The 24,844-nt window shown below is 71.9% G+C and carries 25 protein-coding genes; 10 read left to right on the plus strand and 15 right to left on the minus strand.

The window, feature by feature from the left end:
• Window positions 1–150: 150 nt before the first annotated feature.
• Window positions 151–297 (minus strand): hypothetical protein, encoded by a 147-nt coding sequence (locus tag ACZ7HT_RS32055; protein ID WP_471172287.1) that lies wholly within the window; start codon window positions 295–297, stop codon window positions 151–153.
• A gap of 138 nt (window positions 298–435) precedes the next feature.
• On the opposite strand from ACZ7HT_RS32055, the gene ACZ7HT_RS32060 reads away from it, so the two are divergent.
• A complete protein-coding gene (locus tag ACZ7HT_RS32060) occupies window positions 436–1,518 on the plus strand; it encodes a DUF5937 family protein (RefSeq protein WP_471172459.1) in 1,083 nt (360 codons plus the stop codon).
• Window positions 1,519–1,523: 5 nt separating this feature from the next.
• On the opposite strand, the gene ACZ7HT_RS32065 is transcribed toward ACZ7HT_RS32060, so the two are convergent.
• Both ACZ7HT_RS32065 and ACZ7HT_RS32070 read right to left on the minus strand, forming a co-directional pair.
• Window positions 1,524–2,198: a response regulator gene (locus ACZ7HT_RS32065; protein WP_471172289.1), complete on the minus strand. Its 675-nt coding sequence runs from the start codon at window positions 2,196–2,198 to the stop codon at window positions 1,524–1,526.
• A gap of 22 nt (window positions 2,199–2,220) precedes the next feature.
• Entirely contained in the window at window positions 2,221–3,423 is a 1,203-nt protein-coding gene (locus tag ACZ7HT_RS32070) for a DUF7134 domain-containing protein (protein ID WP_471172292.1), read from the minus strand.
• A 97-nt stretch (window positions 3,424–3,520) separates the two neighbouring features.
• On the opposite strand from ACZ7HT_RS32070, the gene ACZ7HT_RS32075 reads away from it, so the two are divergent.
• Window positions 3,521–4,498: an SAM-dependent methyltransferase gene (locus ACZ7HT_RS32075; RefSeq protein WP_471172295.1), complete on the plus strand. Its 978-nt coding sequence runs from the start codon at window positions 3,521–3,523 to the stop codon at window positions 4,496–4,498.
• A gap of 23 nt (window positions 4,499–4,521) precedes the next feature.
• Window positions 4,522–5,664, plus strand: coding sequence for an NADH-quinone oxidoreductase subunit D (locus tag ACZ7HT_RS32080; RefSeq protein ID WP_116160322.1), 1,143 nt, complete (start codon window positions 4,522–4,524; stop codon window positions 5,662–5,664).
• A 23-nt stretch (window positions 5,665–5,687) separates the two neighbouring features.
• Here the strand turns inward: ACZ7HT_RS32080 and ACZ7HT_RS32085 are convergent, their stop codons facing one another.
• The 4 genes from ACZ7HT_RS32085 to ACZ7HT_RS32100 form a co-directional block, all read right to left on the minus strand.
• The gene (locus ACZ7HT_RS32085; protein WP_471172299.1) at window positions 5,688–6,698 is read right to left on the minus strand and encodes a hypothetical protein; all 1,011 of its coding nucleotides are present in this window, start codon (window positions 6,696–6,698) and stop codon (window positions 5,688–5,690) included.
• A gap of 130 nt (window positions 6,699–6,828) precedes the next feature.
• Window positions 6,829–7,818: an ABC transporter substrate-binding protein gene (locus ACZ7HT_RS32090; protein WP_471172301.1), complete on the minus strand. Its 990-nt coding sequence runs from the start codon at window positions 7,816–7,818 to the stop codon at window positions 6,829–6,831.
• A gap of 5 nt (window positions 7,819–7,823) precedes the next feature.
• Window positions 7,824–8,498 carry an ABC transporter permease gene (locus tag ACZ7HT_RS32095; RefSeq protein ID WP_471172302.1) on the minus strand — a complete coding sequence of 225 codons (675 nt, stop codon included), beginning with the start codon at window positions 8,496–8,498 and terminating at the stop codon, window positions 7,824–7,826.
• A gap of 1 nt (window position 8,499) precedes the next feature.
• Window positions 8,500–9,186: an ABC transporter permease gene (locus tag ACZ7HT_RS32100; RefSeq protein ID WP_471172305.1), complete on the minus strand. Its 687-nt coding sequence runs from the start codon at window positions 9,184–9,186 to the stop codon at window positions 8,500–8,502.
• A 143-nt stretch (window positions 9,187–9,329) separates the two neighbouring features.
• Here ACZ7HT_RS32100 and ACZ7HT_RS32105 point away from each other — a divergent pair, with 143 nt between their 5' ends.
• Window positions 9,330–10,331, plus strand: coding sequence for an ABC transporter ATP-binding protein (locus ACZ7HT_RS32105; RefSeq protein WP_471172306.1), 1,002 nt, complete (start codon window positions 9,330–9,332; stop codon window positions 10,329–10,331).
• Here the strand turns inward: ACZ7HT_RS32105 and ACZ7HT_RS32110 are convergent.
• Window positions 10,328–11,440, minus strand: coding sequence for an alpha/beta hydrolase (locus ACZ7HT_RS32110; protein WP_471172308.1), 1,113 nt, complete (start codon window positions 11,438–11,440; stop codon window positions 10,328–10,330). The genes ACZ7HT_RS32105 and ACZ7HT_RS32110 overlap by 4 nt on opposite strands.
• A 166-nt stretch (window positions 11,441–11,606) precedes the next feature.
• Between ACZ7HT_RS32110 and ACZ7HT_RS32115 the strand changes: the two genes are divergently transcribed.
• From ACZ7HT_RS32115 to ACZ7HT_RS32140, 6 genes are all read left to right on the plus strand, one after another.
• The gene (locus ACZ7HT_RS32115) at window positions 11,607–13,454 is read left to right on the plus strand and encodes a phosphatidylglycerol lysyltransferase domain-containing protein (RefSeq protein ID WP_471172311.1); all 1,848 of its coding nucleotides are present in this window, start codon (window positions 11,607–11,609) and stop codon (window positions 13,452–13,454) included.
• Window positions 13,455–13,482: 28 nt separating this feature from the next.
• Entirely contained in the window at window positions 13,483–14,343 is an 861-nt protein-coding gene (folP, locus tag ACZ7HT_RS32120) for a dihydropteroate synthase (protein WP_471172314.1), read from the plus strand.
• 65 nt (window positions 14,344–14,408) lie between these two features.
• The gene (locus ACZ7HT_RS32125; protein WP_471172463.1) at window positions 14,409–14,828 is read left to right on the plus strand and encodes a nuclear transport factor 2 family protein; all 420 of its coding nucleotides are present in this window, start codon (window positions 14,409–14,411) and stop codon (window positions 14,826–14,828) included.
• 121 nt (window positions 14,829–14,949) lie between these two features.
• A complete protein-coding gene (gene folB, locus ACZ7HT_RS32130) occupies window positions 14,950–15,309 on the plus strand; it encodes a dihydroneopterin aldolase (RefSeq protein ID WP_116160313.1) in 360 nt (119 codons plus the stop codon).
• On the plus strand, window positions 15,306–15,905 hold the full coding sequence (gene folK / locus ACZ7HT_RS32135; RefSeq protein ID WP_471172318.1) for a 2-amino-4-hydroxy-6-hydroxymethyldihydropteridine diphosphokinase: 600 nt from the start codon (window positions 15,306–15,308) through the stop codon (window positions 15,903–15,905). Before folB ends, folK begins: the two co-directional genes overlap by 4 nt.
• 47 nt (window positions 15,906–15,952) lie before the next feature.
• Window positions 15,953–16,432, plus strand: coding sequence for a DUF3180 domain-containing protein (locus tag ACZ7HT_RS32140; protein WP_471172322.1), 480 nt, complete (start codon window positions 15,953–15,955; stop codon window positions 16,430–16,432).
• 4 nt (window positions 16,433–16,436) lie between these two features.
• Here ACZ7HT_RS32140 and ACZ7HT_RS32145 read toward each other — a convergent pair whose 3' ends face one another.
• The 7 genes from ACZ7HT_RS32145 to dacB all read right to left on the minus strand — a co-directional run bounded on the left by ACZ7HT_RS32145 (window position 16,437) and on the right by dacB (window position 24,782).
• Window positions 16,437–17,429 (minus strand): hypothetical protein, encoded by a 993-nt coding sequence (locus ACZ7HT_RS32145; RefSeq protein ID WP_471172326.1) that lies wholly within the window; start codon window positions 17,427–17,429, stop codon window positions 16,437–16,439.
• Window positions 17,430–17,497: 68 nt separating this feature from the next.
• Entirely contained in the window at window positions 17,498–18,103 is a 606-nt protein-coding gene (folE, locus tag ACZ7HT_RS32150; protein WP_471172328.1) for a GTP cyclohydrolase I FolE, read from the minus strand.
• A 101-nt stretch (window positions 18,104–18,204) separates the two neighbouring features.
• Window positions 18,205–20,223, minus strand: coding sequence for an ATP-dependent zinc metalloprotease FtsH (gene ftsH, locus ACZ7HT_RS32155; RefSeq protein ID WP_471172331.1), 2,019 nt, complete (start codon window positions 20,221–20,223; stop codon window positions 18,205–18,207).
• A gap of 171 nt (window positions 20,224–20,394) precedes the next feature.
• Window positions 20,395–20,934, minus strand: coding sequence for a hypoxanthine phosphoribosyltransferase (gene hpt / locus ACZ7HT_RS32160; RefSeq protein ID WP_116165458.1), 540 nt, complete (start codon window positions 20,932–20,934; stop codon window positions 20,395–20,397).
• Between the two features lie 41 nt (window positions 20,935–20,975).
• Window positions 20,976–21,974, minus strand: a complete 999-nt coding sequence (tilS, locus tag ACZ7HT_RS32165; protein ID WP_471172334.1) for a tRNA lysidine(34) synthetase TilS — start codon at window positions 21,972–21,974, stop codon at window positions 20,976–20,978.
• Between the two features lie 208 nt (window positions 21,975–22,182).
• Entirely contained in the window at window positions 22,183–23,322 is a 1,140-nt protein-coding gene (locus ACZ7HT_RS32170) for a zinc-dependent metalloprotease (RefSeq protein ID WP_471172338.1), read from the minus strand.
• A gap of 59 nt (window positions 23,323–23,381) precedes the next feature.
• Complete coding sequence (gene dacB, locus ACZ7HT_RS32175) at window positions 23,382–24,782, minus strand: D-alanyl-D-alanine carboxypeptidase/D-alanyl-D-alanine endopeptidase (RefSeq protein ID WP_471172341.1); 1,401 nt, start codon at window positions 24,780–24,782, stop codon at window positions 23,382–23,384.
• Between the last annotated feature and the right edge of the window lie 62 nt (window positions 24,783–24,844).

The raw sequence follows: 24,844 nt of genomic DNA on the forward strand, positions 1-24,844 counted from the left end.
CGGGGGGGGGGGGGGGGGGGGGGGGGGGGGGGGGGGGGGGGGGGGGGGGGGGGGTTGGGGGGAGGGGGGGGGGGGGGGGGGGGGGGCGGGGGGGGGGGGGGGGGGGGGGGGGGGGCCGCTTTCCCCCCCCCCCCCCGCGGCCCGAATCCCTCAGCCGGTGCGGCGCGGCCGTCGGCGCAGGGCCGCGCGGACGGCCCGCAGCACGGCCACGTCGTGGGTGCCGGGCGCCGGTGGCATCGGTTCGGCAAGCCGGGCGGCGCGATACGTGTCGAAGAGGTACTGGTGCAGCGCGTTCATGACCTCACCGTGCGCCGCGCCGCCACGGCCCCGCCCCCGGATTGACCACCCCCGTCAATCCGGGGCCCGCCGATTGACGGGGACCGTCAAACGGGACGACAGCTCCCCCGCCGCACCCCGCACCATGGACGGGTGAGCGTGACCATCGACATCACCGGACTGCCGCACGAGCGGATCACCTTCTGCCCCTCGCCGCTGGCCGAGCTGGGCGCCGCCCTGCACGCCCTCGCCGAGCCCACGCACCACCCCCGGCTGCACGCCTGGACCACCACGACCGCCGCCGCGCTCAAGCCGGAGCTCGCGGACCGCCTGCACGAGGCCGACTTCATGTGGCGCTCGACCCGCTCCGACATCCTGCTGCCCGCCCGGCCCCGCGAGACCCTCGCCGAGGAGCTGGACGACCTCGACCGCATGGACGACGAGAAGTACGTGGCCTCGGCCCTGGAGATCTCCTGCGCCAGCCACTACACGCACGGCGCCCCCTCCCCGCTCGTCGACGAGCGGATGCGGCGCCGCGCCCTCGACCTGGCCGCCGCGCGCGGCCCGCGCCAGGCCGCCTTCGCCGAGCGGATGCTCGCGGACCCGCCCGGCACGCGCGCGTGGGTCCGGCGGCTCCTGGAGGACTGCGACGCGGCCTTCTTCGCCGACACCTGGCACCGCGTCCGGATCCAGCTCGCCGCCGACGCCCGCCACAAGACCGAGCTGATGCGCCGCAAGGGCCTGGCCGAGGCCGTCACCGACGCCTCCGCCGCGATGGTCCTGGAGGAGGACGAGGCCGGCACCCGGATCGTCGTGGACAAGCTGATCCACGGCCGCACCAGCGCCGAGGACTCGGGCGTGACGTTCCTGCCGACGGCCTTCGGCTGGCCGCACCTCTTCGCGCTGCACGCGCCCGGCTGGCAGCCGGTGGTCCAGTACCCCGTGCCCGCCCGCGACCTCGGCGGCGGCGCCCCCGTAGAGGCCGTCAAGCTGCGCCTGGAGGCGGTCGCGCACCCGATGCGGATGCGCATGTGCCGCAGCCTCGCCCGGGGCGCGTACACGACGAGCGAGCTGGCCGACGCGTACGGCATCACCGCCCCCGAGGTCTCCCGCCACCTCGCGGTCATGAAGAAGGCCGGGCTGACCACCACGCAGCGCCGCGGCCGGTACGTGCTCCACCAGCTCGACGTCTCCGTCATCGCCCGGCTCGGCAGCGACTTCCTGGAGTCGGTGCTGCGGTAGGGCCCCTAGAGCCCGCCGCCGCCCGCCCTGACCAGGCCCGTCTCGTACGCCAGGACCACGACCTGGACCCGGTCGCGCAGGCCCAGCTTGGTCAGGATGCGGCCCACGTGCGTCTTCACCGTCGCCTCCGACAGGACGAGCCGCGCCGCGATCTCGCCGTTCGACAGGCCCTGCGCGACCAGCATCATCACCTCGCGCTCCCGGTCCGTCAGCCGCTCCAGGCCCTTGTGCTCGGGCTCCCTGCCCGAGGACGGCAGCATCGGCGAGAAGCGGTCCAGGAGCCGGCGGGTGGTCGAGGGCGCCACCACCGCGTCACCGCTGTGCACCGAGCGGATCGCGCCCAGCAGCTCCGCCGGCGGCACGTCCTTCAGCATGAAGCCGCTCGCGCCCGCCTTCAGGCCCGAGAAGGCGTACTCGTCGAGGTCGAAGGTCGTCAGGATCAGCACCTTCGGCGCCCCCGGCTCCGCGCAGATCCGCCGGGTCGTCTCCACCCCGTCCAGCTTCGGCATGCGCACGTCCATCAGGACGACGTCGACCGCCGTGGAGCGCAGCACCTCCAGGGCCTCGACGCCGTCGCCGGCCTCCGCCACGACCTCCATGTCCGGCTGGGCGGCGAGCACCATGCGGAAACCGGTCCGCAGCAGCACCTGGTCGTCGACGAGCATCACGCGGATGGACATCAGGTCAGTTCCTTAGGGGTCGTCAGTGAGCGGGCTTGAGGGGGAGCAGGGCGCTGATCCGGAAACCGCCGCCCGGACGCGGGCCCGCGTCCAGGGTGCCGCCGACCATGCCGACCCGCTCCCGCATGCCGATCAGACCGTGGCCCCGGCCGTCGGCGCCGCCGTCCTCGTACATCTCCTGCGGAGCGCCCCGGCCGTCGTCCTCCACGAGCAGGCCGAGACCGTCGTCGAAGTAGACGAGGCGGACGCTGGCGCCGACGTCGGGACCGCCGTGCTTGCGCGTGTTCGTGAGGGCCTCCTGCACGATCCGGTACGCGGTGAGCTCGACGCCGCTGGGCAGCGGGCGCGGGCTCCCCTCGATCGCGAAGTCGACGGTGAGGCCGGCGCCCCGGACCTGCTCCACGAGGTCCTCGATCTGCCCGACGTCGGGCTGGGGCACGTACTCCCCGGCCTCCTGGTGCTCGCCGGTGCGCAGGATCCCGAGGAGCCGGCGCATCTCGGCGAGCGCCTGCCGGCCCGTGGTGGAGATCGTCTCCAGGGCCTGCTTGGCGGTCTCCGGGGAGGAGTCCATGACATAGGCGGCGCCGTCGGCCTGGACCACCATCACCGACACGTTGTGCGCGACGACGTCGTGCAGCTCGCGGGCGATCCGGGCCCGCTCGGCGGCGACCGCTACCTTCGCCTGGGCCTCGCGCTCCTGCTCCAGGCGGGAGGCCCGCTCCTCCAGCTGCGCGAAGTACGCCCGGCGGGTTCTGAGCGAGTCGCCGAGGACCCAGGCCAGGGCGAACGGCACGGTCATGATGATCGTGAAGAAGACCTTCGCCGCGTCCGAGCCCGGGGCCTCCATGGGCCATCTGATCTGCGAGAGCGTGGAGGCGCTCAGTCCGCCGATGAGCGCGAGCCGGGACGCCCAGCGGGGTCCGTCGTGCGCCGCGACGGTGAAGATGATCACGAGCATCGCGAAGTCGGCCAGGAACGGCATCAGGCCGAAGGCGAGCTGGGCGACGCCCAGCGCGACCGCGAGCAGCAGCATCCTCTCGGGGGCCCGCCTGCGCAGGGCCACGACCAGGGAGAACAGCGCGGCGACCGCGCCGTACGCGACGGGACTGTCCACCGCCGGGAGGGTCGTCCCCACCCACAGCAGGGAGAACCCGAGGAGGACGACGGCCCAGAAGGTGTCGACGCCCGTCGGGTGTCTGCGGATGAAGTCGTAGAGGCGCTGCACGTCACCCAGAGTAGGGAAAGCCGGCAGGTGCCGGGATCAACCGTGGGGCCGATCCTTGGCGCGGGACCCGTACTCCCCGAGGTGGAGACTGGGGCACGTGACGGACGAGACGTGTCAGGGGCAGGAGTGGCAGGGGTGGCGCGAGGCCACGGAACGGGCGCTGTACGGCCCCGGGGGCTTCTATCTGCGCCCCGAGGGCCCGGCGGGGCACTTCCGCACCTCGGTGCACGCCTCCCCGCTCTTCGCGGGAGCCGTGGCCCGGCTGCTCGCCGAGGTCGCCGGGGAGCTGGGGACGGACGAGGTCGACCTGGTGGACGTGGGCGCGGGCCGCGGTGAGCTGCTGACCTCGGTGCTCGCGGCGGTCGGGGCCTCGCTCACGGTGCGGGCGGTCGCGGTCGAGCGCGCCGCCCGCCCGGCCGGGCTCGACCCACGGGTGGAGTGGACGGACCGGGTGCCGCGGGGCGTGCGCGGGCTGCTCTTCGCGAACGAGTGGCTCGACAACGTGCCGGTCGACGTCGCCGAGGCGGACGCGGACGGCACGGTCCGGTACGTGGAGGTCGCGCAGGACGGCACCGAACGGCTCGGCGCCCCCGTCACCGGCCCGGGCGCCGCCTGGCTGGACCGCTGGTGGCCGCTGCGGGAACCGGGCGCGCGGGCCGAGATCGGGCGGCCGCGCGACGAGGCCTGGGCGGCGGCGGTCGCCTCCCTGGCGGCGGGCCGGGCGGTGGCCGTGGACTACGCGCACGTACGGGCCACCCGGCCGCCCTTCGGAACCCTGACCGGCTTCCGGGACGGCCGCGAGGTCCCGCCGGTCCCGGACGGAAGCTGCGACGTGACGTCCCATGTGGCGCTGGACGCGTGCGGGGGCGCGGGCGCGTACGAGTTGGTCACGCAGCGGGAGGCGCTGGGGCGGCTCGGGGTGTCCGGGGAGCGGCCGCCGCTCGCGCTCGCCTCGACGGACCCCGCCGGGTACGTCCGGGCGCTCGCCTCCGCGGGCGAGGCCGCCGAGCTGACGGCGCGGGGCGGGCTGGGCGACTTCCTGTGGCTGACCCGAAGGGTCCCGGCCGCGGGGTGACCCGCCCAGGGGATACTGGCCGCATGACGGAGACGACGGTCGGAATCGGCGGCGCGGCGGAGAGCACCGACATGGTGCTGAACATCGGACCGCAGCATCCCTCGACCCACGGCGTGCTCCGGCTCCGGCTCGTGCTCGACGGCGAGGTCGTCCGGCACGCCGAGCCGGTGATCGGCTACATGCACCGGGGCGCCGAGAAGCTCTTCGAGGCGCGGGACTACCGGCAGATCATCATGCTGGCCAACCGCCACGACTGGCTGTCCGCGTTCTCCAACGAGCTCGGGGTCGTCATGGCCGTCGAGCGGATGCTCGGCATGGAGGTCCCGGAGCGGGCCGTGTGGACGCGGACGCTGCTCGCCGAGCTGAACCGGGTGCTCAACCACCTGATGTTCCTCGGCTCGTACCCGCTCGAACTGGGCGGCATCACGCCCGTCTTCCACGCCTTCCGGGAGCGCGAGGAGCTCCAGGCGGTGATGGAGGAGGTCTCCGGCGGCCGGATGCACTACATGTTCAACCGGGTCGGCGGCCTCAAGGAGGACCTGCCGGCGGGCTGGCTGGGGCGGGCGCGGCAGGCCGTCGCGGACGTGCGGTCGCGGATGGACGTGTACGACCGTCTCGTCCTCGGCAACGAGATCTTCCGGGGCCGTACGCGCGGGGTCGGCGTCCTCGCCCCGGAGACCGTCCACGCGTACGGGGTGTCCGGGCCCATCGCCCGCGCCTCGGGCGTCGACTTCGACCTGCGGCGTGACGAGCCGTACCTCGCGTACGGGGAGCTCCAGGACACGTTGAAGGTCGCCGTGCGGCAGGAGGGCGACTGCCTGGCCCGGTTCGAGTGCCTCCTCGACCAGACGCACAACTCCCTGGACCTGGCGGACGCCTGCCTGGACCGGATGGCCGAGCTGCCGCAGGGCCCCATCAACCAGCGGCTGCCGAAGGTGCTCAAGGCGCCGGAGGGCCACACGTACGCCTGGACCGAGAACCCGCTCGGCGTCAACGGCTACTACCTGGTGTCCAAGGGCGAGAAGACCCCGTACCGGCTGAAGCTGCGCTCGGCGTCCTTCAACAACATCCAGGCCCTGGTGGAACTGCTCCCGGGAACCCTGGTCGCGGACATGGTGGCGATCCTGGGCTCGCTGTTCTTCGTGGTGGGCGACATCGACAAGTAGCCGCCCACCCGGGCCGGGGGCCGTCAGGAACTGACCGCGCCCCTGAGTTCGGCGACGTCGAGCTGTTCCGTCTCGTCGTGGGCCGTCAGGTCGATGACCTGGCCGATCGTGCGGGGGGCCGCCGGGACCGGGGTGAGGAGGGGGGCGCCGGAGGCGAGGACCTCCTCGCCCACGACGTCGGCGAGGTCGCTGTTCTGCACGGCCTCGATCGCGGCCGCCGCCTTCTGCGTACCGAAGAAGTCGAAGCCGCCCTCGGGGCGCGGGACGGGCCTGCGGGCGGCGTACGGGACGACCGCGGAGGCGACCGGGACGGCCGGCAGGGCGGTGGACGGGGTGGAGGCGGCCGGGCGGGTGTGCTGCTCGGTTCCGGCGGCCGCCGCGTGCTTCCCCTGCGGCTCCTCCGTGTCCCGGGCGCGCTCGGCGAGGTCGCGGGCGCGGGCGGCCTCGGCGGTGCGGCGGGCCTGCTGGGCCGCGGCGTTGCGCGGGAGGTCGCGCAGGGCCTGGGCGGCGCGGCGGAAGGCCTCCGGGGTGGGCGTGGATCCGGCGGCGGGCAGCGCCTTGGCGTCGGGTGCGGCGGCGCTGGTCTCCAGGGCGAGGACGCGGCGGCCCTCCAGGGCGCTGGCGCGCTCGGTCTCGGCGGTGGCGTACCGGCGGAGCAGGTCGGCGTGCTCGCCGCGCAGTCCGGCGAGCTCCACGCGCTTGGCGCGGAGCTTGGCGTCGAGCCGGGAGCGCAGCGTGCGGGACTCCTCCAGGTCGGCCTCCAGCTCGGCGGTCCGCTCCTCGGCCTTCCAGACCTCGGCGGCGCGCGCACGGTCGAGTTCGGCGACCTTGAGGCCGGCGCTCCGGTCCCAACTGCGCATGAGGACGGCACCGGTGACGGCGGCGGCGGCCGCCGCGGCCGCGAGCAGCCGCGCGATCACCGGGTCGCCGGGCAGCCAGGCGGCCGCGGCGCACACGACCGCGGCGCCGGCGACCGCGGACGGTGGCAGCAGCTTGTGCAGAGGCGGGGAATGGCGGTGGCGTCCACGTGGCATGGCCTGAAATTTACCGTGCGTAGGCGTCATGTGGGGCGTCGGCCCGGCAATCTCTTGGCCACTTCTCGCCACCAGAAGTGGATATCGACGGTTCCGGTTCCGTTTCGGGCCGACTCCCCTCCCCCACCGCCTACTTCTTGAGCAGCCCCTTCGTCTCCAGATACTCCTTGGCGACGTCCTCCGGCTTCGCCCGCTCGGCGTCCACCTTGCGGTTGAGTTCGGCGAGATCCGCTGTGGTGAGCACCTTGGTGATCTTGTCGAGGGCGGCGGCTATCTCCGGAGCGCCGGCGTCCTCGGCGTTGACCACGGGAAGGACGTTGTCGGCGTTCTGCAGCTTCTTGTCATCGGTGAGGAAGACGAGGCCGTAGCCGTCGACGGTGGCGTCCGTGGTGGTCGTCAGGACCAGCTGGTCCACCCCGTCCTTGACGGCCTGCTTGGCCTGCGGCGTACCGACGCCCTTGGGGTCGATCCCGGACACGTCGATCCCGTACGTCTTCTTCAGACCGGGCGCGCAGAAGGGGCGCACCGCGCATTCGTCACCGGCCGCGATCTTCACCTTCAGCTTCGCGCGGCCGAGATCGGAAAGCGTCGTCAGCTTGTTCTTCGCGGCGAATTCCTTCGTCACCGCGAACGCGTTCTGATCGACGGCCGCTCCGGCCGCGAGGACCTTCAGACCGCGCGGTTCGGCGAGCTTCCGCAGGGCGTCGACGGTGGCCGTCACGTCACCCGAGGCGACCGGCTTGTCCTCGGGCGCCTTCGGGCCGTTCACCTTCGCGTTGAGGAATTCCGCGACGGTCGCCGCGTATTCCGGGACGACGTCGATCTCGCCTTTCTCCAGCGAGGGTTCGTACAGTTCGCGATTCTTCACGGTGGTGATCGACACCGAGTAGCCCTCGGCCCTCAGCGACTGCGCGTACAGCTCGGCGAGGACCTTGGCCTCCGTGAAGGCGGCCGCGCCGACCACCAGCGAGCCCTTCTTCCCCGCGGCGGAACCGCCCGAGTCCTTCTTCTTGCCCTCCTCCAGGCTGTCGCCGCCGCACGCGGCGAGAGCGACGGTCAGCGCCGCCGTCCCCAGCAGCGCGCCCGCGATACGCGAGACCCTGTTCACGAGATCACCCATCCCAGTCAGCGTTCGGTCTTTCGTCTGTCACGTGTCAAGAGGCGGTCCGCGCCCGCCAGGACGCCCTCCACCAGGAGCGCGAGCGCCGCCACGAGCACGGCGCCCGCGACCACTCGCGCGGTGTCGTACGTGGCGAAGCCGGCCGTGATGATCCGGCCCAGGCCGCCCTGGCCGACCATCGCGGCGACCGTCGCCGTGGCGACGACCTGCACGGCGGCCGAGCGGACCCCGGTCATCACCACGGGCCGGGCCAGCGGGAGTTCCACCCGCAGAAAGAGCTGGCCGCCCGTCATCCCCATGCCCCGCGCCGCCCGCACCGCCGCCCGGTCGACCTCCCGCACCCCCACGTACGCGTTGGTGAGGAGCGGGGGTATCGCGAACAGCACCAGGGCCACCACGGTCGGCACATAGCCGGCGTTCCGCAGGGGGGACACCATGAACAGCGCGAGGACCGCGAAGACGGGGATCGCCCGCCCCACGTTCGACACGTTCACGGCGAGCGTCCCGCCGCGGCCGAGGTGGCCGAGCCACAGACCGAGCGGCAGCGCGAGCGCCGCGGCGATCAGCAGCGCCGCCCCGCTCACGTACACGTGCTCGGCGAGCCGCCGCCCGATGCCGTCCTCCCCCGTCCAGTGCGCGCCGGTGGCGAGCCAGCCCCAGGCGTCCGTCACGATGCCCATGTCACCCGCCTCCCGGCGCGGTCCGTATCCGGGTCCAGGGCGTGAGCAGCCGCTGGAGGCCCAGGAGCAGCAGGTCGGCGGTGACGGCGAGCAGCACGCACAGCACCGAGGCGGCGAGCATCTGCGCCTTGAAGAAGGTCGGCAGCGCGTCGTCGATGAGGTTGCCCAGGCCGCCGCGGCCGACGACCGAGCCGACCGTCGTCAGGGCGATCGTGGAGACCGTCGCCATCCGTATGCCCGCCATCAGCACCGGCAGCGCCAGCGGGAGTTCGACCTGCCAGAGCATCCGCAGCGAGCCGTACCCCATGCCCCGGGCGGCCTCCCGCGTCTCGGCCGGCACGGCCGCGAGCCCCGCCAGGGTGTTGCGCACGAGGATCGTCAGCGCGTACAGCACGAGGCCGGTGACGACGAGCGCCGCCGACAGGCCGAAGAACGGCAGCAGCAGCGAGAACATCGCGAGCGACGGCACCGTGTAGAGCAGGGTGGTCAGTCCGAGGACCGGGCCGGCGAAGCGGGGCCGGGCGCGGACGAGCAGCGCGAGGGGCACCGCGACGGCGAGCGCGATCAGCACGGACGCGACCGTGATTCCCACATGCTGGAACAGCGCGTCCGTCAACTCCCCGCTGCGCGTGCGCAGATACTCACCGCAGATCCAGTCGTTCGTGACCAGACAGTTCGGTGCGCTCATCGTCCCTCCCCCCGGGTCGCCCGCCCTTCCGAACGCTTGTGTGACGACCCTAACCCCCGCCACTGACAATCCCAGAGATCCGCCACCATGCGGCAACACGCCCTTCACACAAGCCCGTCGGCCAGGGGCCAGAATGGGGAACCATGATCCGGTTCGAGCACGTGACCAAGCGGTACGACGACGGCACCACGGCCGTGGACGGCCTCTCCTTCGAGGTCGCCGAGGGCGAGCTCGTCACCCTGGTCGGCCCGTCGGGCTGCGGCAAGACGACCACGATGATGATGGTGAACCGGCTCGTCGAGCCGACCTCGGGCCGCGTCCTCGTCGACGGCCGGGACGTCGCCGGCGTCGACCCGGTCGCCCTGCGCCGCAAGATCGGCTACGTCATCCAGCAGGTCGGGCTCTTCCCCCACCGCACGGTCCTCGACAACACCGCGACCGTCCCCGCCCTCCTCGGCTGGAAGAAGGCCGCCGCACGCGCGCGTGCCGCCGAACTCCTCGACCTCGTCGGCCTCGACCCGGCCGTGTACGGCTCCCGCTACCCCGCGCAGCTCTCCGGCGGCCAGCGCCAACGCGTCGGCGTCGCCCGCGCGCTCGCCGCCGACCCGCCCGTCCTCCTCATGGACGAGCCCTTCGGCGCCGTCGACCCGGTCGTCCGCGAGCGCCTCCAGAACGAGTTCCTCGCGCTCCAGGCCACCGTCCGCAAGACCGTCCTCCTCGTCACCCACGACATCGAGGAGGCCGTCCGCATGGGCGACCGCATGGCCGTCTACGGGCAGGGCCGCATCGAGCAGTTCGACACCCCCGCCACCGTCCTCGGCTCCCCCGCCACCCCGTACGTCGCGGACTTCGTCGGCAACGACCGCGGCCTCAAGCGCCTCGCGGTCACCCCCGTCGCCGAGGCCGACCTCGACTCCTGGACGGAAAGCACCGAGGCGACCACGGACGGCGCCCCCGTCACCGTCCCCCTCGGGACCTCCCTCAAGGACGCCCTCGCCGTACTCCTCCAGCACGACACCGGCCGCCTCACCGTCACCGGCAACGACGGCCGACCCCTCGGCGTCCTCACCCCGGCCGGCGTCCACCGGGCCCTGCGCCGGGCCTCGGCGCCCGCGGACCGACGCGAATTGTCAGACACGCCCTAGTTCGCGCTGAGCCTTCCGCCCATCCAGATCAGGCCCGGCGCCAGCTCGCGGTTCCACGTGTTGAAGTTGTGACCGCCGCTGTCGAGGATGATCGACGAGACCGTCGCCGGGCTCTTCACCTTCTTGATGAACTGCCGCGTCCCCTTCAGGTTGCTCTCGCCCCGCTTCGACGAGGTCACCAGGAACGACGTCTCCCCCCGCGGCCCGTGATCCAGGCTCCACAGCAGGTCGCCCCGCTTGCGCAGCGCGTCGTCCCCGCGGAACAGATCCCCGGTCGTGACGTCCTCCGCCGCCCGGTAGTACGCGGAGAAACCCGCCCCCGCCGTGAACCGGTCCGGGTGGTGGAGCGCCATCTTCAGGGCGCAGTAGCCGCCCGTCGAGTTCCCCATGAACCCCCAGTTCCGCGCCCTCTTCCCCACCCGGTACCGCTCCGAGACCGCCTTCGGCAGGTCCTGGGCGAAGAAGGTCTCCGTCTGCGGGCCGCCGGGAACGTCCACGCACTCGGTGTCCCTCGGCGGCGCCACCGTCGGGCGCAGCATCACCAGGATCATCGGCTGCATCCGCCCCGCCTTCGCCTGGAGGTACGCAGCCTTCGGATAGTTGAGCCCCTTGATCAGGTTCTCCGCCGTCCCCGGATACCCGGTGAGCACCACGGAGGCCGGAAACGTCCGCTTGGCGTACTGCGGCTGGAAGTACTCCGGAGGCAGATACACATAGGCCGGCGAGACGATCCCCGAGCGGTCGCCCGCCACCATGACCTTCTGGATCTGCCCCCCGACCGAGGGACGGCCGCCGCCCGGCACGTCCAGCGTCTGCGTCGCCAGCACCCGCAGGTGCTTCGAGCCGGCCGCGTGGTCGACGACCACGCCCAGGTCCTGCTCCTGCCCGAACAGATCGGCCCAGGAGCCGTAGAAGAGGAACGACCGGTTCGCCGCGAGCCCGACCGCCGCGAACAGCGTCACCTGGGTCACGAGCAGCAGCCCCACCCGGCCCACCACCGGCCGCCAGCCGCGCCGCGCGAGCTTCGGCCACAGCCAGACCGTGGCCAGGAACAGCACCACGGCCAGCACCACGGCCGACGCGAGGACTTTGTTACTGGTGAGACCCATGGGACGACCGAGCCTTCTTTCCGAGATTTTCCCGTGTCTGAATGAACCCGACCCCGCACGCCCTCGTCATAGAAGGCGCACCAGCCGGGACGGCCCCACCGAACGAGCCGCAGGGCCCGACCGGAGTCAAAGACCCTGCGCAGGACCACGGGAAGTACGGGAAGCCATGTCTGTCACGGTAGATGGGGACAAATCGGGATCGGTTCCGATTCGGGTGCGGCAGATTCTCCGCGGCCCCCGCCCCGAGAAGGTCCCGACCTACATCGGCACGGCCTGCACCGCCATCGGCCTCATCGACATCGCCGCCGGGGTCTTCCCCCGCTTCCGGGCCAGCCGCATGCACCACGCGGCCGAAGTCCTCCCCGGCACCCTCGGCCCCCTCTCCGCCGCCCTCTCCCTGAGCGCCGGCGTCCTCCTCCTGCTCCTCGCCCACGGACTCAAGCGGCACAAGCGCCGCGCCTGGCGCGCCGCCGTCGTCCTCCTCCCCCTCGGCGCCGCCGCCCAGTTCGCCTGGCGCCACTCCGTCCTCGGCGCCCTCCTCTCCCTGGCGCTCCTCACCCCCCTCGTACGCCACCGAAGCGAGTTCAACGCCCTCCCCGACCCCCGCAGCCGCTGGCGGGCCCTCGCCAACTTCGTCCTCATGGGCGCCGGATCCATCGCCCTCGGCCTCGTCATCGTCAGCGCCCACCCCCGACGCATCATCGGCAGCCCCAGCCTCGCCGACCGCCTCGAACACGTCCTCTACGGACTCCTCGGCATCGAAGGCCCCGTCGCCTACACCAAGGGCGTCGACTGGACCGTCGGCTACTCCCTCGGCGCCCTCGGCATGCTCACCGCCCTCACCACCATCTACCTCGCCTTCCGCCCCGAGCACCCCGCCGCCCGCCTCACCGACGAGGACGAGACCCGCCTCCGCGCCCTCCTCGACCAGCACGGCGGCCGCGACTCCCTCGGCCACTTCGCCCTCCGCCGCGACAAGGGCGTCGTCTTCTCCCCCAGCGGCAAGGCAGCCGTCTGCTACCGCGTCGTCTCCGGCGTCATGCTCGCCAGCGGCGACCCCATCGGCGACGTCGAAGCCTGGCCCGGCGCCATCGAACGCTTCATGGACGAAGCCAAGGCCCACTCCTGGACCCCCGCCGTCATGGGCTGCTCCGAGACCGGCGGCCAGGTCTGGACCCGCGAGACCGGCCTCGACGCCCTCGAACTCGGCGACGAGGCGGTCGTCGACGTCGCCGACTTCTCCCTCACCGGCCGCGCCATGCGCAACGTCCGCCAGATGGTCAAACGCATCGAACGCAACGGCTACACCACCCGCGTCCGCCGCGTCCGCGACCTCGACGACGAAGAACTCGAACGCGTCCGCCGCGCCGCCGCCGACTGGCGCGGCACCGACACCGAACGCGGCTTCTCCATGGCCCTCGGCCGCATCGGCGCCCCCGGCGACGGAGACGCCGTCATAGCGACCGCCCACAAGACCGACGACACCGACGATCCGCACTCCCCCTACGGGGACCTCAAGGCGGTCATCCACTTCGTCCCCTGGGGCCCCGACGGCATGTCCCTCGAACTCATGCGCCGCGACCGCACCGCCGACCCCGGCATGAACGAACTCCTCATCGTCGCCGCCCTCCAGGCCTCCCCCGACCTCGGCATCACCCGCGTGTCCCTCAACTTCGCCATGTTCCGCGCCGCCCTCGCCCGCGGCGAGAAGATCGGCGCCGGCCCCGTCCTGCGCATCTGGCGCGGACTCCTCGTCTTCCTCTCCCGCTGGTTCCAGATCGAGTCGCTCTACAAGTTCAACGCCAAGTTCCGGCCACGCTGGGAACCCCGCTTCGTCGTCTACCGCAAGAGCGGCGACCTCCCCCGCATCGGCTTCGCCGCCATGCAGGCCGAAGGCTTCGTGAACCTCTCCCTGCCCCGCCCCTTCACCCGCAGGCGCCCCGCACCCACACCCCGCCCCTGCGCCCACATCGTCCCCGCCCAGACCGGAGACCACGAGGTCCGCGCGGCCTGATCTCGCCCCTGGGCCCTACGCTGGACACATGAGTAAGACGATCGACCGGGGCACGGCGCTCGGCCTGCCGGAGTGGGACCGCTGCGCGGTCATGGGCGTGGTCAACGTGACCCCCGACTCCTTCTCCGACGGCGGCCGCTGGTTCGACACCACGGCCGCCGTCAAACACGGCCTCACCCTGGCCGCCGAGGGCGCCGACCTCATCGACGTCGGCGGCGAATCCACCCGCCCCGGCGCCACCCGCGTCGACGAGGACGAAGAACTCCGCCGCGTCATCCCCGTCGTCCGCGGCCTCGCCGCCGAAGGCGTCACCGTCTCCGTCGACACCATGCGCGCCAGCGTCGCCGCCCGCGCCGTCGACGCCGGCGCCATCCTCGTCAACGACGTCAGCGGCGGCCTCGCCGACCCCGCCATGATCCCCACCGTCGCCGCCACCGAAGCCCCCTTCGTCGTCATGCACTGGCGCGGCTTCAGCGACAACATGAACAGCCTCGCCGTCTACGACGACGTCGTCGGCGAAGTCCTCACCGAACTCCGCACCCGCATGGAAGCCGTCGTCGACGGCGGCATCGCCCCCGAGCGGATCGTCATCGACCCCGGCCTCGGCTTCGCCAAACTCGCCCCCCACGACCTCGCCCTCGTCGCCCACCTCCCCGAGCTCCGCGCCCTCGGCCGCCCCCTCCTCGTCGCCGCCTCCCGCAAACGGTTCCTCGGCCACGTCCTCACCCGCGAAGGCGCCACCCCGCCCCCCGCCCGCGAACGCGACGCCGCCACCGCCGCCGTCTCCGCCATCGCCGCCCACACCGGCGCCTGGGCCGTCCGCGTCCACGAGGTACGGGCCACCGCCGACGCCGTACGCGTCGCCAGGGCCGTCGAAGGAGCCGCGTGAGCCCCACGGACCGCGCCACCGACGAAGCAGCCGTCGAAGCCGCCAACACCGCCTTCTACGAGGCCATGGAGACCGGCGACTTCGAACGCCTCACCGCCCTCTGGCTCGACGACGGAGCCACCCCCATCACCTGCGTCCACCCCGGCTGGCCCGTCCTCACCGGCCGCGGCGAGGTGCTCCGCTCGTACGCCCTGATCATGGCGAACACCGACTACATCCAGTTCTTCCTCACCGACCTGCGGATCTCCCTCGCCGGCGACACCGCCCTCGTCACCTGCACCGAGAACATCCTCAGCGGCGGCCCCGCCGAGGACGGCGCCGAGCTCGGCCCCCTCGTCGGCCAGCTCGTCGTCGCCACCAATGTGTTCCGCCGCACACCCGGAGGCTGGCGCATCTGGTCCCACCACGCCTCCCCCGTCCTCGGCGAGACCGAGGAGACAAGCGGCCCCGAAGACGGCCCCGAACCTTCGGAACCACCCGCCTGACCCGCCCCCGGCCCCCCAAGAGCAAGCGCTGTCGGTCCCCGCAGGTAGATTCGAAGTGGACACCCGGCCGTCCGCAACCGGCTGCGTGGCCACCCGAACTACGACATCAGGAGTGATTCGCGTGGATCGTGTCGCGCTGCGCGGCCTCAAGGCCCGAGGCCACCACGGCGTCTTCCCCAAGGAGCGCGAGGAGGGCCAGACCTTCATCGTGGACCTGGTCCTCGGCCTGGACACCCGCCCGGCGGCCGCCGAGGACGACCTGACGAAGACCGTCCACTACGGAATCGTCGCCGAAGAGGTCGTCGACGTCGTCCAGGGCGAGCCCGTCGACCTCATCGAAACCCTCGCCGAGCGCATCGCCCAGCAATGCCTCAGCCACGCCGGGGTACAAGAAGTGGAGGTCGTCGTCCACAAGCCGGACGCACCCATCACCGTGCCCTTCGACGACGTGACCATCACGATCACCCGGAGCCGACGATGAAGCCGACGCAGAGCGACCCCACCGTCCAGCCCGTGCCGGCCTCCGTCGTCGCGACCGTCGACGCCGCCGACACCACCCTCTCCAACCCCCGCTGGGCCGTCCTCGCCCTCGGCGCCAACCTCGGCAACCGCCTGGAGAACCTCCAGGGCGCCATCGACGCCCTCGGCGACACGCCCGGCCTCCGGGTCAAGGCCGTCTCCCCCGTCTACGAGACGGCCCCCTGGGGCGTCGAACCCGGCACCCAGCCCTCGTACCTCAACGCCGTGGCACTCGTACGGACCACCCTGCCGCCCTCCTCCCTCCTGGAGCGCGCCCACGCCGTCGAGGAGGCCTTCCACCGCGTCCGCGAGGAGCGCTGGGGCGCCCGCACCATCGACGTCGACATCGTGGCGTACGCGGACGTCGTCTCCGACGACCCCGTCCTCACCCTCCCGCACCCCCGCGCCCACCAGCGCGCCTTCGTCCTCGCCCCCTGGCACGACGTCGACCCCGACGCCCAGCTCCCCGGCCACGGCCCGGTCGCCGACCTCCTCGCCGCCCTCGGCGACGAAGGCGTCACCCCCCGGGCCGACCTGGAACTCCGTCTCCCCGAGTAGTCGTTACGCTCGGGTAGACCGCCCGACGACCACACGAAGGACACCCGGTGAAACAACTGCGGCTGAAGGTACTCACCGGACTGTTCCTGGTCGCCGGTGTCCTCTCCTGGGGCGCCGCCCGGCTCTGGGACGCGGTCGGCACCCTCCCCAGCGTGCCGCTCGCCGCGCCCATCGTCCTCGCCGTGATCGCCGTCGTCCTCACCGCGACCGCCCTCTCGATCCGCGTCCGCCTCAAGGCCCAGCGCGAGCGCCGCCCGGGCGCCAAGGGCGTCGAACCCCTGATGGCGGCCCGCGCGGTGGTCTTCGGCCAGGCGAGCGCCCTGGTCGCCGCCCTCGTCGCCGGCATGTACGGCGGCACGGGCGTCTTCCTCCTCGGCTCCCTCGACATCCCCGCCCGCCGCGACCAGGCCCTCTACGCAGGCCTCGCGGTCGCGGCGGGCATCGGCGTCATCGCCGCCGCCCTCTTCCTGGAGCGCGTGTGCAAACTCCCGGAGGACGAGGACAAGAACCAGGCCCCGGCGGCCTAGCTCCCTACCAGGGCTCGCGCGCGAGGTGCCCGTTCACCAGGAAGGTGGGGTGGGGGGCGAGGCGGTAGCCGTAGAAGGTGAAGGGCTTGGTGCCGAGGGCGGGGCGGGGGCGGACTTCTTGAACTTGGACCCAGGTGGACTCGGGTGGGTTCAGGGGGTGGTGCTCGGGGGTGAAGGTGCCGCGGTATTCCCAGCGGTTCGAGACATAGAGCCGCGAGGCCAGGCCCCGTTTCGAAGGGGTGAACCGGGCCCCGATGAGCTGCGCGAGGTCAACCAGAAAGGGAACGTTGGCACTCACGATCACACGTCCCCAGCCATGCTTGAGGTTGCAACCGTCGCCCTCGATGTAGCCGTCCAGGAATCCCTGGAAGGTATCGATGTCCCGCAGCACCACGCGCGGGAGGCGCTGCCGCATGTGGTGGGCGTCCCCGCCCACATAGTGCCGCAGCGCGTCGGAGAGGTACGAGGAGACCACTCGTACGCGGAAGCCGGGCAGATCTCGCTTCAGATAGCCGGATGGCCGGGTCACCGCCTCAAGACGGGCGGGGAGTCCTGTGCAGGCCGTGCGCGCGGCCGCGTACCGGGCCGCAAAGGCCTCCTCATTGACGATCAGCGACACATAGTTCTTGTAGACCGTCCCGTCCGCGCAGGTGGCTCCGACGAAATAGCCGAACTCGTACCCCGGCCGGATCGTCGGCCGCTCCCTGCACAGCTTCTTCGCGTGCGTCCAGGCGACCGTCGTCCCCTCCGTGTCCGCCGCATGCGTCCACCCGTCCGGCGTGAGCAGCAGCAGGTCCGGGCTGACAGTGAAAGTCATGTGGTCCGTGACCACGTCGACGGCCTGCCGCCCCTTCACCGCCGCCACGTCCACGACCGTGGTCTGCACCGTCCGGTCGCCGTCCAGCGTCCACATGACACTGCCCGGAACCACGTTCTTGGCTTGCGCGTAGCCATCCACCAGGCTGACCAGCATCTTGCTGGTCGGTCCGTACCCCATACCGCCCCCTTGATCAGCGATCAACTCCACTGATCAGGACGGTATGGAGCACAGCGGACAGTCCGCTACTAGCGGGCCAATATCAGGGACATAGCCTCAGCACGGGTGGTAGCGTCACGAAGTTGACCACGTACCGCCGAGGTCGTCGTCTTCGCGCCCGGCTTACGGACGCCACGCAGCGTCATGCACATGTGCTCGGCCTCGATGACGACGATCGCGCCGCGCGCCTCAAGGATCTCCATGAGCGAGTCGGCGATCTGCGTCGTGAGACGCTCCTGCACCTGCGGGCGCCGGGCAAAGACGTCCACCAAGCGGGCCAGCTTCGACAAGCCGGTAATTTTGCCCGATTCCGCCGGAATGTAACCAATGTGAGCTACGCCATGAAATGCCAGGAGATGATGCTCACACTGGGATACCAGTTCGATGTCCTTCACCAGGACCATCTCGTCGTGCCCCAGGTCGAACGTCGTCGTCAGAACGTCCTCGGGCTTCTGCCACAGCCCCGCGAAAAGCTCCCTATACGCCCTCGCCACACGCGCCGGCGTTTCCTTGAGCCCCTCGCGGTCCGGGTCCTCGCCGACCGCGATGAGGAGCTCTCGTACGGCGTTCTCGGCGCGCTTCTCGTCGAATTCGCCGATCGTGCCCTCGCCGTCCAGCGTCACCGGGTCGGTCATCCTGTGCCTCGTTCCGTCTGACTGTGTGCGCGCGAAATGGCCGCGCCCCCACAGGCTAGAACCTGTGGGGGCGCGGCTTCCATTCCGGGGTGCCGGGACGGTCAGTCCTCGGGGGTGTCGACCGGGGCGATGTCGATGCCCTTGGTGGTGTCGACCACCGGGGCCGCCGTGCCGTTGGCGGTGTTCGTCAGGGCCAGCTCCTTGGGGGAGAGGACCGGCGGGCGGGTGGAGGGGGTGCGGCGGGCCGAGCCGGTCCAGGCCGGGCGGGCCGGGCGCTTGACGATGGGGGCGAAGATCTCGGCGATCTCCTCCTTGCCCAGCGTCTCCTTCTCCAGGAGGGCGAGGACCAGGTTGTCGAGGACGTCGCGGTTCTCGACCAGGATCTCCCAGGCCTCGTTGTGCGCGGTCTCGATGAGCTTCTTGACCTCTTCGTCGACCAGCGCCGCGACCTCTTCCGAGTAGTCGCGCTGGTGCGCCATCTCGCGGCCGAGGAAGGGCTCGGTGTTGTCGCCGCCGAACTTGATGGCGCCGAGCCGCTCGGTCATGCCGTACTGCGTGACCATCGCGCGGGCCGTGCCGGTGGCCTTCTCGATGTCGTTCGCGGCGCCCGTGGTCGGGTCGTGGAAGACGAGCTCCTCGGCCGCGCGCCCGCCCAGCATGTACGCCAGCTGGTCGAGCATCTCGTTGCGCGTGGTCGAGTACTTGTCCTCTTCCGGGAGCACCATCGTGTAGCCCAGGGCGCGGCCGCGGGACAGGATGGTGATCTTGTGGACGGGGTCGGCGTTCGGCGAGGCCGCCGCGACGAGGGCGTGGCCGCCCTCGTGGTACGCGGTGATCTTCTTCTCCTTGTCCGACATGATCCGGGTCCGCTTCTGCGGGCCCGCGACCACGCGGTCGATCGCCTCGTCCAGAGCCTTGTTGTCGATCAGCTTCTGGTCGCCTCGGGCGGTGAGGAGCGCCGCCTCGTTGAGGACGTTGGAGAGGTCCGCGCCGGTGAAGCCGGGGGTGCGGCGGGCGACGGCGCCGAGGTCGACGTCGGGCGCGACCGGCTTGCCCTTCTGGTGGACCTTGAGGATCTCCAGGCGGCCCTGCATGTCCGGGCGGTCGACGGCGATCTGCCGGTCGAAGCGGCCGGGGCGCAGGAGCGCGGGGTCGAGGATGTCGGGGCGGTTCGTGGCGGCGATGAGGATGACGCCGCCCTTGACGTCGAAGCCGTCCATCTCGACGAGGAGCTGGTTGAGGGTCTGCTCGCGCTCGTCGTGGCCGCCGCCGAGTCCGGCGCCGCGGTGGCGTCCGACGGCGTCGATCTCGTCGACGAAGACGATCGCCGGTGCGTTGGCCTTGGCCTGCTCGAAGAGGTCGCGGACGCGGCTGGCGCCTACGCCGACGAACATCTCGACGAAGTCGGAGCCGGAGATCGAGTAGAAGGGGACGCCGGCCTCGCCGGCGACGGCGCGCGCGAGGAGCGTCTTGCCGGTTCCGGGCGGGCCGTAGAGCAGGACGCCCTTGGGGATCTTGGCGCCGACGGCCTGGAACTTGGCGGGCTCCTGGAGGAATTCCTTGATCTCGTGGAGTTCCTCGACGGCCTCGTCCGCGCCTGCGACGTCGGCGAAGGTGGTCTTCGGCGTGTCCTTGGTGATGAGCTTGGCCTTGGACTTGCCGAACTGCATGACGCGGGAGCCGCCGCCCTGCATCTGGTTCATCAGGAAGAGGAAGACGACCACGATGAGGACGAAGGGGAGGAGCGAGAGCAGGATCGAGACGAAGGGCGACTGCTTCGTCGGGGAGACGGTGTAGCCCTTCTCGATCTGCCCGGCCTCGAACTTCTCCTGGAGCTTGTCCGCGAGGTCCGCGCCCTGGGTGCCGATGTAGCTGGCCTGGAGCTTGTCGGCCTTGTTGATCTTCTGACCGTCGATGAGGTCGATCTTGATGAGCTGCTCATCACCGGTGGTGAGTTTTGCCTGCTTGACCTGGTTCTTGTCGATCGCCTGGACGACCTGGCCGGTGTCCACCGTCTTGTAGCCCTCGGACGAGCCGACGACCTGCATCAGCACGACCACGGCGAGGACGGCCAGCACGATCCACATGACCGGCCCACGGAAGTATCGCTTCACGTCCATCCATACGGAGCGAGTACGCCCCGTCCCTCCTGCCCGTAGGAAAATGCTGCTGTGAGAGCTGCTGTGTGAAAAAGCTGTTCTTCGGACGGTACCTCAGCATCGTCGCCCGCGACCGCCTTCCCGTGGTTCAACGGAGGGAAGGCGGTGCGGGTTCCCTGCGAGGCCGGGGTCTCAGCCGCCGTAGACGTGCGGGGCGAGCGTGCCGACGAAGGGGAGGTTCCGGTACTTCTCGGCGTAGTCGAGGCCGTAGCCGACGACGAACTCGTTGGGAATGTCGAAGCCGATCCACTTGACGTCGATGGCGACCTTCGCGGCCTCCGGCTTGCGCAGGAGGGTGACCACCTCGAGGGAGGCGGGCTCGCGCGAGCCGAGGTTCGACAGCAGCCAGGACAGGGTCAGGCCGGAGTCGATGATGTCCTCGACGATCAGGACGTGCTTGCCCTTGATGTCGGTGTCGAGGTCCTTGAGGATGCGTACGACGCCGGAGGACTGGGTGCCGGCGCCGTAGGAGGAGACGGCCATCCAGTCCATGGTGACGGGGGTGGAAAGGGCGCGAGCCAGATCCGCCATCACCATCACGGCGCCCTTGAGGACGCCGACGATGAGCAGGTCCTTGCCCGCGTATTCCGCGTCGATCTTCGCGGCCAGCTCTGCCAGCTTGGCGTCGATCTCTTCCTTGGTGATGAGCACCGACTGGAGGTCGGTGCCCATGTCCTTCTCGTTCACCCGGGTCACTTTCGTTGCAGCGTGCGTCAGCCTTGCCGGATGACCAGTCTGCCACCCTGGCGGCGGGCTTCGACGCGGCCGGGCAGGTTGATGGCCCCCTGGCCGCGCCATCCGGTGATGAGCCGGTCGACTTCTTCGATGTGGCGGGCGAAGAGGGAGCCGGCGGGGGCGCCCTCGGCGATGACGGCGCGGCGCAGGACGCGGCGGCGTACGGCGGGGGGCAGGCCGAAGAGTTTGGCGCATTCGAGGGTGCCCGCCTCGTCGCGTACGGCGGTCTCGGCGTCGGCGGCCCAGGTGTCGAGGGCGTCGGCGTCGTCGCGGGAGAGTTGGGCCGTTCGGGCGAGGGCTTCGACGACGCCCTTGCCGAGGGCCTTCTCGAGGGCGGGGAGGCCTTCGTGGCGGAGCCGGGAGCGGGTGTAGGCGGGGTCGCTGTTGTGGGGGTCGTCCCAGACGGCGAGTTCCTGGGCGATGCAGGCCTTGCGGACGGTCTGGCGGTCGAGCTGGAGGAAGGGGCGCCGGTAGCGGCCGGAGGTGCCGGAGACGGCGGCCATGCCGGAGAGGGAGCGGATGCCGGAGCCGCGGGCGAGGCCGAGGAGGACGGTCTCGGCCTGGTCGTCGCGGGTGTGGCCGAGGAGGATCGCGGTGGCGCCGTGGCGGGCCGCGGCGGCGTCCAGGGCGGCGTACCGGGCGTCGCGGGCGGCGGCCTCGGGTCCTCCTTCGCGGCCGACGGTGACGGTGACGGCCTCGACGGGGGTGAGGCCGAGGGCGGTCATGCGTCCGGCGACCTCGGTGGCCCGGGTGTCGGAGCCGTCCTGGAGGCCGTGGTCGACGGTGATGCCGCCGGCGCGTACGGGGAGTTTGCGGGCCTCGAAGGCGAGGGCGGAGGCGAGCGCCATGGAGTCGGCGCCTCCGGAGCAGGCGACGAGTACGAGCGGTTCGGTTCCGGTCGTGTGGTCGGTGATGACGTCGTGGAGTACGCGGCGGACCGCCAGGCGTATCGCCGCGACCGCAGGATGGGGACCCATGTCCGGTTCCCTTCGTGATGGGGGTGGGGTGCCTCGGTCGGTGTCTTAACGGTCGGAAAGGGGGGTTCGGTCACTCAGAGTGCGTCGATGGTGACAGAAACCTGGCCGTTACCCGAGCATTGCACGCCTCACCCCATGCCCAGGGTCCCTCGGATGGGTGATTGGCGGGTTGTTCTCACGTGTTCCTGTGTCGTGTGCCGCATCCGCCTCAGGAGTCTGCCTTACGGTGCACCCTCGCGATCCAGTCGGCGGGTGCGGCGATCTCGGCCTTGGTGGGGAGGGTGTTGGGGGAGGTCCACACGCGGTTGAAGCCGTCCATGCCGACCTGGTCGACGACGGCGCGGACGAAGCGTTCGCCGTCGCGGTACTGGCGGAGTTTGGCGTCGAGGCCGAGGAGCCTGCGCAGGGCGAGGTCGAGGCGGGAGGCGCCGCGGGCGCGGCGGGCCTGGAACTTCTCGCGGATCTCGGCGACGGAGGGGACGACCTGGGGTCCGACGCCGTCCATGACGTAGTCGGCGTGGCCTTCGAGGAGGGACATGACGGCGGTGAGGCGGCCGAGGATCTCGCGCTGTTCGGGGGTCTGGACGAGTTCGACGAGGGAGGGGGAGGGTTCGCCCTCCTCGCCTTCGGGGCGGCCGCCGGCGAGGGTCTGGGCGGCGTCGCGGAGGCGTTCGACGACGGTGCCGGGGTCGACGTCGGTGGCGGCGAGGAACGACTGGATCTCGCCCTGGAGGTGGTCGCGGAGCCAGGGGACGGCGGTGAACTGGGTGCGGTGGGTCTCCTCGTGGAGGCAGACCCAGAGCCGGAAGTCGTGTGGGGTGACGTCGAGTTCGCGTTCGACGTGGACGATGTTGGGGGCGACGAGGAGGAGGCGTCCGCCGCCGTTCGCTCCGGCGGGGAGGTCGCGGGTGGCGGGGGCGAAGGTCTCGTACTGGCCGAGGATGCGGGAGGCGAGGAAGGACAGCAGCATGCCGAGTTCGACGCCGGTGACCTTGCCGCCGACGGTGCCGAGGAGGGCGTTGCCGGGGGTGGTGGCGCGGCGTTCCTGCATCTTGCCGAGGAGCGGGGTGAGGAGTTCGCGGAAGCCGGCGACGTTGGCCTTGATCCAGCCGGCGCGGTCGACGACGAGGACGGGTGTGTCGTGCGGTTCGGCGCCTTCGGGGATCATCCGGGTGTAGGCGCGGACGTGTTCTTCGGAGGCCTTGGCGTGTCTGCGGAGTTCGGCGACGACCTCGCGGGCCTCGTCGCGGCTGACTTCGGGTCCGGGCCGCACGAGGCGGGTCGCGGTCGCGACCGCGAGGTTCCAGTCGACCATCCCGGATGTGCCTGCGCCACCGATGCTCGTCATGCGTCAACCGTACGGGCTCGGGGCCTGTTCGGTGAGGGTTCGATGGGGGGTGTGTGGGGTCACTTCCGGCCGGTGAGGGCGGCGGAGAGGCGGTCGAGGGCGGGCTGTGCCTCGTACGGGGAGGGGGTGCGGCCGGCGAGGAACGCGAAGGCGAGGAGGCGCCCGTCGGGGGTGACGACGGTTCCGGCGAGCGTGTTGACGCCGGTGAGGGTGCCGGTCTTGGCGCGGACGAGTCCTGCTCCTGCGGCGGCGGGGCCGGTGTCGAAGCGGCCGGCGAGGGTGCCGGTGAAGCCGCCGACGGGCAGTCCGGTGAGGAGGGGCCGCAGTTCGGGGCGGGCGGGGTCGGCGGCGCGGGTGAGGAGTCCGGTGAGGAGGGCGGCGGAGACGCGGTCGCGGCGGTCGAGTCCGCTGCCGTCGGCGAAGCGGGCTCCGGCGACGGGGAGGCCGAGCCGGGCGAGTTCGTCGCGTACGGCCTTCTCGGCGCCCTGGAAGCTCGCGGGCTGTCTGCGGGCGAGGGCGGTCTGGCGGGCGAGGGCTTCGGCGAGGTCGTTGTCGCTGTGGGTGAGGGTGTGCTCGACGAGGTCGGCGAGGGGTGCGGACGCGGTACGGGCGAGGGGGGCGGCCTTGGGGGTGGGGCCGGGGGCGGGGGTTCCGGTGATCGTGACGCCGGCGTCGGTGAGGAGTTCGGCGAAGGCGGTGGCGGTGTCTCCGGCGGGATCGGCGGTGCGGGGGGCGGGGCCGCCGGCGCTGTCGTCGAGACGGCCTTCGCGGGTCATGAGGGCGACGACGGGGGCGAGGTTCTCGTTGGGGCCGATCGGGTGGAGTGCGGGGCCCCGGTAGAGGCTCGTGTCGTAGGCGAGGCGTACGGAGGTGTGGGCGCGGGCCTTGAGGGCGCGGGCGGTGTCGGTGGCGAGGGACTTGAGGCGGGCCCGGTCGAGGGTGGGGTCGCCGCCGCCGGTGAGGATGATGCCCGTGCCGTCGGGGGTGGCGGTGACGGTGGTGGGGATGCGGTGGTCGGGGCCGAGGGCGGAGAGCGCGGCCGCGGTGGTGGCGATCTTGACCGTGGAGGCGGGGGTCATGGGGGTGCCGGCGCCCTCGCCGTACAGCTGTCTGCCGGTGGCGGTGTCGACGACGGAGGCGGTGCGGAGCGGGCCGAGGCCGGGGTCGGCGAGGAGCGGCACGAGGACGGCGGCGAGGTCGGCGGCGCGCCCGGCGGCGGGGGCGTGCAGGGCGGTGAGGACGCCGGGGGCGCTGGGGGCGGGCGCGGGGCGGCGGGGTGGTGCGGGTGCGGCGGACGGGGCGTGATGTGTGACACCCGTCGCGGGGGCGGCGGCGCGGGCCCGCTCGGCCGTACGCTGGCCACCGTCCCATGGTCCGGCCGCGGTCACCGCGGCGGCGGCCAGGGCGAGACCGAGGACGGCGGCGCCCGCCGTGAACTGCCACGTTCTCGGCTCCGGCATCGCCGACCAGCCCCTTTCGCGATCACACACGTGCGTGAGGGACACTTAATCACCGCGCGTCG

The organism is Streptomyces sp. NPDC037410, assembly GCF_055602235.1.